This is a genomic window from Pseudovibrio exalbescens DSM 16456, from assembly GCF_000422785.1.
Lineage (GTDB): Bacteria > Pseudomonadota > Alphaproteobacteria > Rhizobiales > Stappiaceae > Pseudovibrio > Pseudovibrio exalbescens.
This window is the reverse complement of the sequence record NZ_AUGS01000030.1, coordinates 1-15,242: the sequence shown is the minus strand read 5'-3', so window position 1 is coordinate 15,242 and position 15,242 is coordinate 1. Positions and strand designations below refer to the sequence as shown.

The following is a 15,242-nucleotide window of genomic DNA, read 5'->3' as shown; positions in this document are numbered from 1 at the left end:
CAATCTCCGGCTTTCGTTTGCCGCCACGTTCAAAAACGTCCGAAGCGCCTTCCAGCAGGGCACGCTTCCATTGATGGATCATGGTCGGATGAACCCCGAAGCGGCTCGCCAGTTCCGATATCGTCTCTTCGCCCTTCAACGCTGCCAGGGCGACTTTCGCCTTGAACTCCGGCGAGTGCTGCTTGCGTTTCGACATATCTGATCTCCTTTTCTCGAAGACCAGCAGACAACAAATCGTAGCTTACGTCAGTGTCCGATTTTCGGGAGGTAGCTCAGAAATTCCAGGTTCTTAAAAGCATCGAAGGCATGACCGGTGCCGAATTGGTGTATCCATACGAGGTCAACTTCGAAAACTTGGATCAATTGAAAGAGTTGCTTTCGAAGTACGATGTCAAGGTTGCTTGCATCAACGTTAACGTGAAGGTGGAAGAGGAGTTTAAGTCCGGAGGTCTGACGTCTCCGAACACTGAGGTTCGTGCGCGTGCTGTGAGGTTCATAAAGGAAGCAAAGGATTTTGCGGAAGCCGTTGATGCAGACAAGGTGCAGTGCTGCCCGTTGAGCGACGGTTATGAGTTCAGTTTTCAGGCCGATTACGGTGAGATTTGGAAGAGGCTCCTAGATACAATTGCTCAAGCCGGTGATTACAAACCTCACATTCCGCTTTTTATAGAGTACAAGCCAAATGAGGTGCGGGGTCGTTGTTACTTGGACGATGCAGCCAAAACCATTTGTCTAATCAAAAGTATAGGCAATCCGAGCATAGGAGTAACGCTGGATTACGGGCACTCCCTTTACGGTGATAACAATCCAGCGGAAGAGCTTGCTCTTCTGCAATCTGAAGGCGTGAAATATTACATCCACATCAATGACAATGATGGGAAGTGGGACTGGGATTTCTTCTGCGGCAGTCGCAGCTTGATGCAGTACGTTGAGTTTATCTTTTACTTGAAGAAGTACAACTACCAAGGTTGGCTAACGTCTGACACGTCCCCAACGCGCTGGGATATTGTGAAGATGTTTGAAGCTAACGTTCGGATGTCGAATAAGATTTCTAGACGTATAGACGAGATCGGCATGTCCACCTTTGAAGAAACTTTGAAGAAAAAAGAGTACATGGATATTTGGTCTGATCTAGAAAAGTACTTCATCAAAATCTAGAAAGAATTGCCAGTTCGGGGGGAGGTCCCGACTGGTACGTATAGATCGAAGAGATCTACATGCTATTCCAACTACTGTTTAATCGGGAGGTTACAGTGAAAACTAAGCATTTAATTACCGGACTAGCCGCGGCAGCAATGGTGCTGACAATGGGAGTTGCATCAGCTGATGAACGCTATCCAAGCCGCAATATCACAGATGTTGTTACTTGGTCAGCTGGCGGCGGTACTGATGTTACCAACCGTGTTGTTACCGCTGCAATGTCCAAGTTCATTGGCACAAACATTAATGTGGTAAACAAAACCGTTGGTGTGTCTGGATCCGTTGGTTTGCTTGAAGGCTACAATGCCAAACCAGATGGCTACACACTCATAGGCCTTTCAGAATCCAATGTAACTGCTGCGGTAATGGGTGGTTGGGACAAACGTGTTGACGTGTTTGACTTTTTTATCGCCACAAGCTCGCCTGATGTGGTTTCTGTGGGCAAAAATGCACCATGGAATACTATGGAAGAATTAGTCACATATATTAAGGATAACCCAGGAAAAGTGCGGGCTGGGGCCGGTGGGGCAGGCTCCCTTCACCACATCAACCTGCTGGCATTCGAAAAAGGTATTGGAGGCGAACTGAACTTCATTCCTTATCCAGGTTCCTCGGCAAGTCAAAACGCAGCATTGAGTGGTGAAATTGATATTGTGGTAACCACTGTTGCTGAGCAAAACCAACTGATCCAGTCCGGTGACTTCAAGCCTCTCGGAACACTGACCGATCGCCCGTATTACTTGGGTGAGATGACCATACCATCTGCGCTGGAGTTGTACCCTCAACTCAAAAAGCATCTACCAATTGGCCAAGCAATTGGCTTTGCAGTGCGCAAAGATGTGCCCGTTGAGGTAAAAAAAACTATCGCCAAGGCGTTCTTGTCAGCAATGAAGAGTGACGAGGTGCAAAAATTTGCTGCAGAGAACCACTACGAAGTGATTGGTGAGTTCGGCAAAGTGGCAAACGAACGCATGGACCGCTTGGAATCCTTGTTCTCATGGACCCTTTGGGACTTGGGTGCTGCCAAGGTAAATCCAGAAACACTCGGCATTCCTCGTCCAGAGTAATTGCAGACGCCAGTAGAGGTGCATCGACTGCGCTGTACCTCTACTCTCTACTCGAACACTTTTTAGGTCGCTCATCGAGACTGCCCATTGCGCTGGCGTCTTTAGTGGAGAGCGAAATTAAGGTGCCAACTAGTATAGATCCGAAACAGCCTAAACTAGCGCACATTATTAGTCCTCTGCACCGGAGCGAGGAGTAATTCCTTCTCTTTAGGATCTGCAGTTATGGGGCGGGAAATCATGTCTAATCATCCAGAACAAATGCAAGAGAGCGACAAGCTCGCACAGAAGACACTGGAACAGGAGCGCCTTATCGGATGGGACTTTGTATTCTCAATCGTCGTTCTGCTGTTTTCAGTTTTCATTGTTTCAAACTCGTTGACCATGCCTTTCTCCGGAACAGTCGGTGGGGTTACTACGACTTGGTACGAGTCGCCGGGTCTTCTTCCATTGTTCATTGGCACTTGCTTATTTCTTGCAGGGCTCTCTGTGTGTTGGAAGAGTGCGACGGAAAATGGCTGGGCGTTGTTTTGCCAGCATTTCTCAGAAATCAATCCGACCGGGTTTCTTTTGTCCGGAGGCGGTATTATTTCCTACATATTTGTTTTCATTTCTTGGTATGACTTCTTTCTTGGATCGTTTGTTTTTCTGTTGTTTTACATCGGTCTATATTATCTTGATGATGAGAAGTTGAGCCGCAGATTGATTGCTATCTATTACGGGACCATCATTATATCTGTGGTGTTGTTTTTGTCTGGTGTTGGGGCCTACGCAAACCGTGTAGTCGACTTCTTGACCGACTGGATCCTCATTGCGTGTGCAGTCTTGCTGATTACAGTCATGCTGCAGTTTGCAACAAGAAAAGGGCAGGAAGCTAGGCGCAAAGTCCGTCGCGTTCTTATCATCTCCTGCGTGTTCCCGGCGATACTTGTTCCTACCTTCCGTTATTTCTTGCTGGTTCCTATGCCGAAGGAGGGGTTGGTCGTTGAGCGGGTTATGAACACCACCTACTACACATACCTGGCACCGAAGAAGCAGGTTGAAGACGGCAACTTGTCCGATGATCAACTGCAGTCGCTTGATGACGCGTTCTAAGGGGAGGGAATAATGAACATTCTCAACGTTTTCAGCGGGATGCTTTTGCAAATCTTCAGTTCACCGCTTCTGATCGTCATTCTTATCGGGAGCACTTTTCTAGGTATCATCTTTGGTGCTATGCCCGGTCTGACTGCGACGCTCGGTGTTGCATTGCTCACTACACTTACTTACGGCCTAGATAGCGAAACTGCATTGCTGGCGTTACTGGCAATTTACGTAGGCGGTGTTTATGGCGGTATGTACACGGCCATCCTGCTGAATATCCCGGGCACCGCGGCTTCTGCCGCAACTGCCATGGACGGCTACCCGATGGCTCATAAGGGTCAGGCGGGACGTGCGTTTGGTTTAGCAACGACTTCATCGCTGATTGGTTCTCTCGTGGGTATGACTTTTGTGGCTTTGCTCTCACCGCTTATTGCGCAGGTGGCGCTACAATTTACATCCTATGAGTACTTTCTGCTTGCGCTGTTTGGCATTCTTATTTCCGGTAGCCTGACATCGCCAGAGTTGGCCATCAAGGGTTGGATTGCCGGGTTGTTCGGGATTTGGCTGTCCACCATCGGTCAGGATCATATCCAAATGTATCCGCGTTTCACCTTTGGGATGCATGATTTGGATAACGGCATTGATGTGGTTCCTGTCTTGATTGGTGCCTTTGGCATTCCGCAGATCATGATTGTTCTGGAATCGAAGATGAAGCTAGGCTCCATGAATGCAAAAAGCCTAGGCAAGCTGCTCCCCGATTTTCGAACGATGTTCCAGAACCTTCGCAACATCATCACTTCCGCGTTTACTGGCGTTGGCATCGGTGCAGTGCCAGGCATCGGTGAAGACATTGCTGCTTGGGTTTCTTATGGTATTGCGCGCAAGACAAGCAAAACGCCCGAGGAATTCGGCAAAGGCGCACCTGAAGGTGTCATTTCAACCTGCGTGGCCAACCAAGCTTGTGTGGGTGGTGCAATGATCCCACTTCTGAGCCTAGGCATTCCTGGTTCTCCACCCGCAGTCATGCTTTTGGGCGCGTTAATGCTGCACAATGTTGCCCCAGGGCCGATGTTGCTGAAATCAAATCCGGATTTCGTTCCGCAAGTAACCGCAATTCTGTTTGCTGCAGGTATTGCAATGTGGATCTGCGGTATGATTTTGTCAAAGCAGGTTATTCATATTCTGCGCGTACCACAGACTTTGTTCATGCCGTTGATTGCTGTGCTATGTGTGATTGGTTCTTTTGCCCTCGGATTACATGTCTTTAATCTGTACCTGATGGGGATCATTGGGATCATTTCCTACTTCTTTATAAAGTTGCATTTGCCAATTGCTCCTCTAGTGATTGGTGTAATCCTTGGGCCAATGGCTGATACGGCTTTGCGTACCGGCTTGAAAACCACTGGCGGCAGCCTTTGGCCGATGGTTGATCGCCCGATTTCGCTCGTTCTCGTTCTCATAATCGTCGCGATTGTGTGTAGCCAGATTCCATTCATAAACACCGCAATCCGGAAGATCTTCAGCCGGGTAAAAAACAAGCTCGCAGGTGCGTATTGAGGTTCCCATGAAAAAGATCGTCTGCCTTGATGGCTATACTCTTAACCCAGGTGACAACCCATGGGATCCAATTTCCAGCTTAGGTGACCTTGTTATCTATGATCGCTCGACTGGTGGTATAGATGAAGTAATCGAAAGGGCGAAGCTGGCAAGCATCCTGCTCACGAACAAAACGCCAATCTCTAGAGAGGTTATTGATGCGACGCCCGATCTCGAGTGTATCGCGGTACTTGCCACGGGTTACAACGTCGTTGACACCTCTTATGCACGAGAGAAGGGAATCCCTGTCGTCAACGTTCCTGTTTACGGTACCAATACAGTAGCGGAGATGGTGTTCGCGCTAATCTTCCAGCTTGTCCGGAATGTGTCGCAGAATAGTACTGATGTTCGCGATAATATGGGTTGGACCAAGAACTCTGATTGGACCTATTGGTTGACGCCGCAAATTGAGCTGGCGGGCAAAACTATTGGTATCATTGGCTTCGGCAACATCGGTCAGCGGGTCGGAGAACTGGGCACTGCGTTTCGAATGAACGTAGTGGCACATGACAATTACGCCAAAAGCTTACCTGACTACCAGCATGAGATGGTAGGTCTACAAGAGCTTTTTGAGCGTTCAGACATCGTATCACTTCATTGCCCGGCTTTGCCCGATACGATCAACCTGATGGATCGGTATAGGTTCGATCAGATGAAGGACACAGCGTACCTCATCAATACATCTCGCGGTCAGTTGGTGGTAGAGGCTGATCTGGCTTCTGCTTTAAATCAAGGTATCATCGCAGGTGCTGGCTTAGATACGCTGCAGCAGGAACCTCCAGCAGCGAATAACCCTCTTTTGACAGCGAAGAACTGCTTTATCACCCCGCACGTTGCGTGGGCAACACTTGATGCACGCCGGCGAATTATGGAAATGGTGGCAGCGAATATTCGTTCGTGCCTGGAAGGAAATCCAGTAAACGTTGTCAACTGATTACCTTCAGCCGTTCGGTTTCCCGAGCGGCGTTTCCATGGTTGCGTTTCATGAAAATTTCAGCAAAAGCCTTTGGAATCTATTACAATCAGCAGGTTAATCAGCTGAAGATGGAGAATAACCGGGGAATGTCTGTCTCAATCCTGGAGTTGGGCGGCATTATCACGGAGCTTTATGTTCCTGACGAAAAAGATCAGCTTGCGGACGTTGTTCTAGGGTTCGAAAACCTTAAAGCCTACACCTCAGATAAACATTACTTCGGCGCGCTGATAGGGCGTGTTGCCAATCGCATAGAAGGCGCTTCTTTTGAACTTGACGGCGAGACTGTAAAGGTGGATGCGAATGCATACAAGGGGCGACACTGTGTGCATGGCGGGCGCTTTGGATACCATCGCCGTGTATGGAAACTGCTTCGCACTGAAGCAGGTGATGACTTTGTCGCCGTTGTCCTGCTTTTGAATGATCTGGATGGGGAAGAAGGCTTTCGCCATGATGTGAACGTGGAAGCGAGGTATGAGCTCAATGATAAGAATCAACTGAGTTTGTCGTTCACCGCCAATGCCAACGGTCCCACTCCAATTAGCCTTACCGCACATAGCTACTTCAACCTAGAAGGTCACGAAAGTGGAACGATACGCAATCATGAGTTGATCATCTACGGCGATCGGTATTTGGAGCAGAGGGCGGATCGCATACCAAATGGGGAAATTCTTCCAGTCACGGGCACAGAATTTGATTTCCAGAACTATTCGCCTTTAAGCCCTGTTGTCGAGCGAGGCATTGAGATCAACCATTCCTATTGTTTTCCTCTTGTTAAGCATCAGCCACAGGGTTGCATTCGAAAGCTTGCTGAAGTTAAGGCTGGCGGGCGCCGGCTGGTGGTGTCTTCAAATGAGGAAACGCTGCATTTTTATAACGGGCACAATCTTGATGGCGTTGAAGGCAAGCAAGGGAGTTCCTATACACGCTTCTCTGGGCTGTGCCTTGAGCCCAAAGGCTTCGTGAATGGTGTCAATGACCCCGCCTTCCCCTGCACTATCCTTGACAAGGGGAGGACCTACCACCACCAGATAATCTACGATTTCGAGCTTTGAGTACTTCGTGGTGCCAGCACAAGGTGCTGTAGGTTAGCAATGCGGAACGTTTTCGCACTGGTAACCAGACGGAAAACTCGGTTAGTGTTGGTAAACGAGAACATCATTGTAGATTAATGCGTAAGATACCATCACTCAAGGCACTTCAAGCTTTTGACGCCGCTGCGCGTTTGGGCTCTTTTTCGGTTGCTGCTGAGGAACTGAATGTAACGCCCTCGGCGATCAGCCATCAGGTGCGCTCTTTGGAAAATGAGCTTGGCGTACAGTTGTTCGAGCGCGTCAATCGCTCAATCCTTTTAACGGAAATGGGGCGCCGCTATGGCGAGCGTGTAGCCCGGGGCTTCAACGAACTGGAAGCTGCCAGCAACGCCGTTGATCGCTCCGCGCGTGCGGACGTTCTTACAATTCATTGTGTGCCAAGTTTAGCGAAACAATGGCTTATGCCGAGGTTGCCCGAATTTCAGCGCGACAATCCGGGGTTTGACATCCGGCTTAATGCTTCCCCGGGAGCGGCGGATCTTCTTTCTAGTGAAGCGGATTTTGACATTCGCTTTGGGGAATATCCAGCGCAACCCGGTGTGCGCCGGGTCCCGTTTCCTCCCGAGACAATGCTGGTATTGTGTTGCCCAGAACTAGCTGACGGGCCAAGACCAATTCGGTCACCCATTGATTTGGCTGGGCACACGCTGATCCACTCTGAAGTGAACTTGTTTAGTTGGTACAATTGGTTCGACGCAGAGGGTTTGCTCAGCCTTTATCAGGAGCGAGGACCGAGATTCGATCGCTCGTTTATGTCCATCAACGCAGCGGTTAACGGTGCCGGGATTATTCTAGAAAGTCATTTCCATGTTCATGAAGAGCTTGCCGCCCGCCAACTCGTAGCGCCATTTGGTCTGACGGGATACACAATACAAGGCCACAGTTTGAATTACATGCAATCGCGTACCCGCTTGCCAAAAGTTGGGGCGTTCAAAACGTGGTTCATGCACCAGCTTGGCATCGAAGATACGACTGGATAACACGCATCATGCACTTGAACGGACGCATACCCCTGAAGGCGGTTGTATATTTCGAGGCCGTATCCAGGCACAGAAGTTTGACCAGAGCGACTGATGAACTCGGCGTTTCTGCATCGGCGATCAGCCAGCAACTCAAAGCATTGGAAAGTTCTCTTGGTGTAGCTCTGTTTCGTCGGGTGAAACGGCAACTGGTTCTCACAGAGGATGGAGAGCGGCTGTTCCGAGCCACTTCTGAAGCCTTGGCGATAATTCAAAGTAGTGAACGGCAGATTTCCCGGCGCACCCGCCATCGTCCCCTAATGGTGCGAGTGGCGCCAACCTTTGGCACGCTTTGGTTGACCAAGCGTCTACCAGAGTTCATTCGCGCGAACCCGGATATAGATATCCATGTCGATGCGACTTCCGAGCTAACTGATTTTGAAAAAGAAAGAGTGGATTTGGAAATACGCTATGGTCGCGATATGCGAGATTACTTGCATTCTGAGTTGCTTTTGGAAGATATCGTATTTCCGCTTTGCAATCAGGAAGTCTATCAAAACTATGCCTATCGAGATCCGGTAGAGGTGCTTACTTCAGTTCGGCTGATCCAATCCGTTAAGTCGGCGGTCTCCTGGGACCGATGGTTGACTGAGAATAATCTACAAGTTGATCAGCTGCGTCAGGGGTTGCACTTTGATCGTTCAGCCATGTCGCTTCATATGGCGTCTGAGGGCTTGGGCGTTGCGTTGGAAAGTACCACCCTTGCGCAAGATGCAATACTTGATGGTTCGCTTCGTCCATTATTCCCGCAATTAAAGCCGGTGCGCAATCAGTCGTATTGGTTATCGTGTCCAAACCGGCATTTGGCTCGCCGGGCTGTGCATGAGTTTCGGAGCTGGATGCTGGAGAAGATACAGCAGGACAAGAAGCGTCTGCACAACCTGCATGAACAACTGTTTAAGCTAAATCATCTCCTTAGCTCGGAGTTGAGGAGAGATTCTTAATAAGGTGAAATTGGTATGCCGGTTGGCGGGAGTCTAAGATTGTCTTGTCGACAAAGTCGTTTGCGAATTTGACTGCTTTTTGGCTGTAGACGAGCACTTGATCGATTGTCCTGTCTCGGGACTACCGTTTATGCCAATGAGCAAGGTATGAAGCTTGGATGTACCGCTGCAAACATCACTAAAGCCAAGGTTCACCGATGATTTTCGGCAATGATCAAGTGGGCCAAGGCTTGAGACGATGGTCAGATAAACGACACTAAAGAGTGGGCCCAAGGTGAAGGTTGTAATCGGTTTTTCCTCACGTTTGATTAGCGAGAGGTGGTAAATCCATACATCTCGCGCCTGCCATTTCTTCAACCCCATCAACTCGATGAGAAGTGCCAGTTTCGAGACCTCGAGGTGGGCTTGGCTTACTTGGCAGGGCTTGGGTTGTATCTGGGGTTGGTGTGAACTTGCCTGAGTGACCAGCCAAGATAGGCCGACTGCAAAACTCAATCGGAAAATTACCGGCGTTTTAAATTCATTTGTCGAATTAAAGGCTCTGTGGGGCTATGTTACCTTTGGAATCGGGTGTGCTCCGGAAAAAGGAACAAGGGCGGGCTGTGTAGAAGATGAAATCCTCACTGATTGAACAGAGAAAACAGGGCCGTGTCCTGATATTTTCCAAGTTGAGGAAGTCCGGCCAGCTTGCGCGTATTGATATTGCCAAGGAAACGGGTCTGAGCCCTGCGACAGTCACGACCATTACAGCCGAGATGATGGCGGATGGGTTGATTGAGGAGGTCGATCGCCCGACCCCCAACGGAGAAGTCAGGCGCGGCCGCCCGCGAGTTGAGCTCAAGCTGCGTCCTTCATCATGTGTTGTTGCGGGTATCAAGCTTTCCGAAGGGGTTATCTCCTCCATGATTGTGGATCTGGAGGGCAATACCTTGGGCAGCCTCGTTCGCCCGTTTGATGCAGCCTCGTTTGAGGCTGAAGAACTGGCCGTGACCCTTAATGCACTGCTGCAAGATCTGGCAGAAACTGCAGAACAGAAGGTGGAGGATTTGGCAGGCGTCGGGATCGGTGTCCCCGGTATCGTGAACAAGGAAGAAGGGTTTGTTCATTGGAGCCCACTTCTTAAAAAACGCAATGTGTCGCTTCTTACGACGCTGACCGATCATCTTCCCATCCCGGTATTTGTTGACAACGACACCAATCTGGTGGCGCTGGCAGAGCTTTGGTTCGGCTATGGCCGCACGCTGGATGACTTCATTGTCGTCACCATTGAACACGGCGTCGGCATGGGTATCGTGATTGATGGGCAGGTCTACCGCGGTGCGCAGGGACGGGGAGCGGAATTTGGTCATACCAAGATCATTCCGGACGGAGCGCTGTGTCGCTGTGGTCAACGGGGCTGTCTTGAGGCCTATATAGCGGACTATGCGCTTTTGCGTGAAGCATCCATCGTGCTTCCGGACTTGCCGGGGGCGTCTGTCGAACAACGTCTCGACAAACTCTACGAGATCGCCACGGATGGCAATCATGATGCTCAGTCCATTTTTGCACGCGCAGGCAAGCTGTTCTCACTCGGGCTTGCGAACCTTATAAACATATTCGATCCAAAGCTTATCATCCTGTCTGGTGAACAAATGCGGCTCGACTATCTTTCTTCTCCTGAGTTCAAGGAGGAAGTGCAGCGCAACATCATCCATGTGGATGCGCCTGTACCCGAAATTGTAGTACATCGGTGGGGCGATCTGATGTGGGCTAAGGGAGCTGCTGCGTTTGCGCTGAATGAGTGCATGAACGCTTCCCTGTAGCGCCACGCGAGCTCTTCTTAGTTTCGAAAAAAGATAACCAATCTGAACTGCAGGTAACCGCCTTTGCAGACCGCGGAATTTGTTTGTCTTGTCGCTCGTATCTAAGTGGGGCTGCGCGAAAACGTGAGATATATGTATTGCCTCATATATAATTTGAGATGTAAATTTAATAGGATTCTATATGGCGCGTGGTGAGGAAGGATTCGTCGTCGCCGAGGAGAACTGGGAGGATTGACATGTATCTCGGGCTGGATCTGGGTACGTCTGGTTTGAAGGCTGTGCTCATGAATGCCGAGCAGGAGATCGTCGCAACGGCGCACGCTCCGCTTGAGGAGAGCCGCCCTCAATCGGGGTGGAGCGAACAAGATCCGATGCAATGGATTGCTGCTGCTGAAACTGTTTTCGATCAACTGAAAGCAAAGGCAGCCCCGCAACTTGCCGCGGTGAAAGGCATTGGTTTGTCTGGTCAGATGCATGGCGCTACCATGTTGGATGCGCAGGATAAGCCGGTCTATCCATGTATCCTCTGGAACGACACCCGCTCTCATGAAGAGGCTGCTGAGCTGGACAGCATACCATCATTCAGAAGCGCATCCGGTTCCATCGTTTTTCCCGGCTTTACTGCACCCAAACTGCTTTGGATGAGGCGCAACAAACCAGGACTTTTTGCCAAGGTTCGCCGTGTTCTACTGCCTAAAGACTATCTGCGTCTGTGGCTCACCGGTGAAGCTGTCTCTGAAATGTCTGATGCCTCCGGTACCAGTTGGCTTGATGTGGGCAATCGTAAGTGGTCCGACGACCTTCTCGCGGCATGCGACCTTGGTCCTGAGCACATGCCAAAGCTTGTTGAAGGCACTGATGCCAGTGGTGGACTCCGCGCTGAGCTATGCCAGCGCTGGGGTATTGCGGGCTCGGTAGTCGTCGCAGGCGGGGCAGGGGACAATGCTGCTTCCGCTGTTGCCGTGGGTGCGATTAAGGCCGGGCGGGGCTTTTTGTCTCTGGGGACCTCCGGCGTGCTTTTTGCGGCGAGCAATGCTTACCAGCCAGCACCCGAAAGCGCCGTTCACACATTCTGTCACGCATTGCCGGGCCGTTGGCACCAGATGGGTGTCATTTTGGCGGCAACAGACGCGCTCAACTGGTTTGCAAAAGTGCCGGGAGTTTCCTCTTCCGAGTTGGCGGGAGCTTTGGGAACCGAGCTGAAGGCGCCGGGCGGCGCCCTGTTCCTGCCTTATCTGGGCGGTGAGCGCACGCCTCACAATGATGCTTCCGTACGCGGTGCTTTCCTCGGTCTCTCTCATTTGGCTGATCGTGATGCTCTGACACAAGCCGTTTTGGAAGGCGTTATCTACGGCTTCCGGGACTGCCAGGAAGCCCTAACCTCAACCGGTACCAAGCTGGAACGCCTGACTGCCGTGGGAGGCGGCTCCCAGTCTGACTACTGGCTGAAGCTGGCGGCGACCGTTCTTGACATCCCTGTGGAACGGCCCACCGCCGGTGATTTTGGCGGCGCCTTCGGTGCTGCCCGCCTTGGCCTCACCGCGGCCGAAAAGGCTGATCTCGAAACTGTCTGCACTGTCCCCCCCAAAACTGAATGTTTTGACCCTGAACCGCAGTTGAAAGGGGCGTTTGAGGATGCTTACGCCCGTTTCAGAAGCGCCTATCTGGCAATAAGGAGCCTATGAGATGTCATTCTTCGGCGATATTCCCAAACTCAAATATGAAGGCCCGGAGACGGACAACGAGTTCGCCTTCCGTCACTACAATCCTGACGAAATCGTCATGGGCAAGCGCATGGAAGATCAACTGCGCTTTGCAGTGGCCTATTGGCACTCTTTTGCGTGGGAAGGCGGGGATCCATTCGGCGGTCGCACGTTCGATCGCCCGTGGTTCGGCAACGCCATGGACAAGGCGAAGGCAAAGGCCGATGCGGCGTTCGCCTTGTTTGAACGCCTCGGCCAGCCCTATTTTTGTTTCCACGATGTAGATGCGCGCCCGGAAGGCAGCTCCTTTGAAGAAGACCTGAAGTACCTTCAAGAAATCACCGATTACTTCGCGGGCAAGATGGAGACCTCCGGCACCAAGCTGCTGTGGGGGACGGCCAACATGTTCAACCATCGCCGCTGGATGTCGGGTGCCTCCACCAATCCGGACCCGGAGGTGTATGCCTATGCGGCTGCGACCGTAAAGAGCTGCATGGATGCAACCCACAAGCTGGGCGGTGAGAACTATGTGCTTTGGGGAGGGCGTGAGGGCTATGAAACCCTTTTAAACACCGATCTTGCTGCTGAAATGGACCACATGGGCCGTTTCCTCAACATGGTGGTTGAGTACAAGCACAAGATCGGCTTCAAGGGCACCATTCTGGTGGAGCCGAAGCCACAAGAGCCCTCCAAACACCAGTACGACTTCGATGTGGCCACGTGCTTCAGTTTCCTGCAGAAATATGGCCTCGAAAACGAAGTGAAGCTGAATATCGAGCAGGGCCATGCAATTCTGGCTGGCCACAGCTTCGAGCACGAAATCGCCCTGGCGCAAGCTCTGGGAGTATTCGGCTCCATCGACATGAACCGGAATGACTACCAGTCCGGTTGGGATACCGACCAGTTCCCGAACAACGTGCCCGAGGTTGCTCTGGCCTACTATTACATCATGAAGAATGGTGGGTTCAGCACCGGGGGTACCAACTTCGACGCCAAGATCCGCCGCCAGTCGCTTGATGCAGAGGATCTCGTCCTCGCCCATGCAGGGGCAATGGATGTGTGCGCTCGCGGTCTCAAGGCTGCGGCGGCCATGATCAAAGACGGCGGTCTGGAAGCTGAAGTGATTCGGCGCTACGCCGATTGGCAAAGCGACAAAATCAAGGCTCTCATGGACGGGGCGACCCTGGAAAGCCTCAGCGATTGGGTGTTGAAGGAAGGGGTCAATCCTGAGCCCAGATCCGGGCGTCAGGAGCGCCTAGAAAACTACATCAACCGCTTCGTTTAAGCCGGTTGTTTTCTCCCGAGGAAGGGCTCGCTCCGCCACGTGCGGTGCGGGCTTTTCGTGTTTGGGATGGTCAGAGATCTGCTCAATAACTTTCTGAAATATCAGTATTTTTCGTTATATACCGAATTATTTTTAGTGTTAAATTAATTTCACGGGGTGAGTCACCGGGAGCCTATTTGCGGGTGATATGCCCCTCCGGGAATGCACGTTTCAAACAGCTTCATTCTTTAGATTTTACTGCAGGGAGGCAGACATGAAGAAACTAGTGACATTGCTATGTGCGGCCGCAATTGGTGCCATGAGTACCGCTGCGTCAGCAGATGCTCTCAAGATTGGCATGGCCATCGATGATCTTCGTCTGGAGCGCTGGCAGAAGGACCGCGATATCTTTGTTGCTAAGGCTGAGATGTTGGGTGCCGAAGTCTATGTTCAGTCGGCAAATGGCAACGAACAGACGCAGATCTCGCAGATTGAGAACATGATCTCGCAAGGCGTCGATGTTCTTGTCATCATTCCCTACAACGGTGAAGTCCTCTCCAACGTCATCCGCGATGCAAAATACGACGGCATCAAGGTTTTAGCCTATGACCGTCTCATCAACAATGCGGACCTCGACTTCTACCTGTCATTTGACAACGAAAAGGTGGGTCAAATGCAGGGTGAGGCCATGCTGAAGGCTCAGCCTGAAGGTCGCTACTTCCTGATGGGGGGTGCTCCCACCGACAACAACGCGAAGATGTTCCGTGCAGGCCAGATGAAGGCTCTGCAGCCAGCCATCGATGCGGGTAAGATCGAAGTGGTTGGCGACCAGTGGGTCGACTCGTGGCTGGCCGAAAATGCGCTGAAAATCATGGAGAACGCGCTGACAGCCAACGACAACAAGATCGATGCTGTGGTTGCTTCCAACGACTCCACAGCTGGTGGTGCAATTCAGGCCCTAGAAGCTCAGGGTCTTGCCGGAAAGGTCGCAATCTCCGGGCAGGATGCGGACCTTGCCGCGGTTCGTCGGATTGCTGCCGGTACGCAGACCATGACCGTTTACAAGCCGATTTCCTTGCTTGCCAATAAGGCCGCCGAAATCGCGGTGGAACTGGCACTGGACGAGGACGTTGAAACCAACGCTATGCTCGATAATGGCATGAAGGAAGTTCCTAGGCTCTGTTGACAAAGTTTCGTAGCCAGAGACGTGCAGCCGCGAGATTGAGGAAAGCTTCGAAGGACGCTTTGGTTTTATCGTATCGTGTAGCGATCCTGCGGAACTGTTTGACCTTGTTGAACATGCGCTCGATCCGGTTCCTGTCCTTGTAGGCCCGGAAGTCGCAAGGTATCGGTTCCCTGCGGTTTGACTTTGGCGGAATGACAGGGCTGATGCCAGCCAGCAGCAGGCTTTGGCGCACTGCATCGCCATCGTATCCCTTGTCAGCCAGGAACAGCCGAGGTTTGCGGAAAGGCATATCCAGTAGGGCGGGAACGGCGCTG

At 51.4% G+C, this 15,242-nt stretch carries 13 protein-coding genes and 1 pseudogene; 12 read left to right on the top strand and 2 right to left on the bottom strand.

The annotated features are described in order from the left end of the window. The coding region (locus G512_RS0114435; RefSeq protein ID WP_028482333.1) for an IS3 family transposase at window positions 1-196 on the bottom strand (196 nt) is incomplete at its 3' end. Window positions 197-249: 53 nt separating this feature from the next. Between G512_RS0114435 and G512_RS22215 the strand changes: the two genes are divergently transcribed. From G512_RS22215 to xylF, 12 genes and pseudogenes are all read left to right on the top strand, one after another. Continuing rightward, a complete protein-coding gene (locus G512_RS22215) occupies window positions 250-1,158 on the top strand; it encodes a sugar phosphate isomerase/epimerase family protein (protein ID WP_051269396.1) in 909 nt (302 codons plus the stop codon). Between the two features lie 95 nt (window positions 1,159-1,253). Then, window positions 1,254-2,267, top strand: a complete 1,014-nt coding sequence (locus tag G512_RS0114425; RefSeq protein ID WP_028482332.1) for a Bug family tripartite tricarboxylate transporter substrate binding protein — start codon at window positions 1,254-1,256, stop codon at window positions 2,265-2,267. Window positions 2,268-2,504: 237 nt separating this feature from the next. Further along, window positions 2,505-3,359 carry a hypothetical protein gene (locus G512_RS0114420; RefSeq protein ID WP_143181434.1) on the top strand — a complete coding sequence of 285 codons (855 nt, stop codon included), beginning with the start codon at window positions 2,505-2,507 and terminating at the stop codon, window positions 3,357-3,359. Window positions 3,360-3,371: 12 nt separating this feature from the next. After that, a complete protein-coding gene (locus tag G512_RS0114415; protein WP_028482330.1) occupies window positions 3,372-4,904 on the top strand; it encodes a tripartite tricarboxylate transporter permease in 1,533 nt (510 codons plus the stop codon). Between the two features lie 7 nt (window positions 4,905-4,911). Next, the gene (locus tag G512_RS0114410) at window positions 4,912-5,877 is read left to right on the top strand and encodes a D-2-hydroxyacid dehydrogenase (protein WP_036489846.1); all 966 of its coding nucleotides are present in this window, start codon (window positions 4,912-4,914) and stop codon (window positions 5,875-5,877) included. 50 nt (window positions 5,878-5,927) lie between these two features. Continuing rightward, window positions 5,928-6,971 (top strand): aldose epimerase family protein, encoded by a 1,044-nt coding sequence (locus tag G512_RS21265; protein WP_073833369.1) that lies wholly within the window; start codon window positions 5,928-5,930, stop codon window positions 6,969-6,971. A gap of 116 nt (window positions 6,972-7,087) precedes the next feature. Beyond that, the gene (locus tag G512_RS0114400; RefSeq protein WP_028482328.1) at window positions 7,088-7,990 is read left to right on the top strand and encodes a LysR substrate-binding domain-containing protein; all 903 of its coding nucleotides are present in this window, start codon (window positions 7,088-7,090) and stop codon (window positions 7,988-7,990) included. An 8-nt stretch (window positions 7,991-7,998) separates the two neighbouring features. Continuing rightward, window positions 7,999-8,973 (top strand): LysR substrate-binding domain-containing protein, encoded by a 975-nt coding sequence (locus G512_RS21260; RefSeq protein WP_051269390.1) that lies wholly within the window; start codon window positions 7,999-8,001, stop codon window positions 8,971-8,973. Window positions 8,974-9,584: 611 nt separating this feature from the next. Then, complete coding sequence (locus G512_RS0114390; RefSeq protein WP_028482327.1) at window positions 9,585-10,775, top strand: ROK family transcriptional regulator; 1,191 nt, start codon at window positions 9,585-9,587, stop codon at window positions 10,773-10,775. 236 nt (window positions 10,776-11,011) lie between these two features. Further along, a complete protein-coding gene (gene xylB, locus G512_RS0114385) occupies window positions 11,012-12,460 on the top strand; it encodes a xylulokinase (protein ID WP_028482326.1) in 1,449 nt (482 codons plus the stop codon). Window position 12,461: 1 nt separating this feature from the next. Beyond that, the gene (gene xylA / locus G512_RS0114380) at window positions 12,462-13,763 is read left to right on the top strand and encodes a xylose isomerase (RefSeq protein ID WP_028482325.1); all 1,302 of its coding nucleotides are present in this window, start codon (window positions 12,462-12,464) and stop codon (window positions 13,761-13,763) included. Between the two features lie 253 nt (window positions 13,764-14,016). Next, a pseudogene (gene xylF / locus G512_RS21255) lies at window positions 14,017-14,922 on the top strand (D-xylose ABC transporter substrate-binding protein); the annotation flags it as partial. Here the strand turns inward: xylF and G512_RS0114370 are convergent. Further along, window positions 14,915-15,242 (bottom strand): IS5/IS1182 family transposase (locus G512_RS0114370; RefSeq protein WP_051269388.1); only part of this gene is annotated, 328 nt, incomplete at its 5' end. The pseudogene xylF and the gene G512_RS0114370 sit on opposite strands and share 8 nt — an antisense overlap.

Excerpts from the sequence above, each read along its gene's own strand:
- G512_RS0114420 (WP_143181434.1), top strand. The coding sequence starts at position 2,505 with ATGTCTAATCATCCAGAACAAATGCAAGAGAGCGACAAGCTCGCACAG.
- G512_RS0114415 (WP_028482330.1), top strand. The coding sequence starts at position 3,372 with ATGAACATTCTCAACGTTTTCAGCGGGATGCTTTTGCAAATCTTCAGT.
- G512_RS0114410 (WP_036489846.1), top strand. The coding sequence starts at position 4,912 with ATGAAAAAGATCGTCTGCCTTGATGGCTATACTCTTAACCCAGGTGAC.
- G512_RS21265 (WP_073833369.1), top strand. The coding sequence starts at position 5,928 with ATGAAAATTTCAGCAAAAGCCTTTGGAATCTATTACAATCAGCAGGTT.
- G512_RS0114400 (WP_028482328.1), top strand. The coding sequence starts at position 7,088 with ATGCGTAAGATACCATCACTCAAGGCACTTCAAGCTTTTGACGCCGCT.
- G512_RS21260 (WP_051269390.1), top strand. The coding sequence starts at position 7,999 with ATGCACTTGAACGGACGCATACCCCTGAAGGCGGTTGTATATTTCGAG.
- G512_RS0114390 (WP_028482327.1), top strand. The coding sequence starts at position 9,585 with ATGAAATCCTCACTGATTGAACAGAGAAAACAGGGCCGTGTCCTGATA.
- xylB (WP_028482326.1), top strand. The coding sequence starts at position 11,012 with ATGTATCTCGGGCTGGATCTGGGTACGTCTGGTTTGAAGGCTGTGCTC.
- xylA (WP_028482325.1), top strand. The coding sequence starts at position 12,462 with ATGTCATTCTTCGGCGATATTCCCAAACTCAAATATGAAGGCCCGGAG.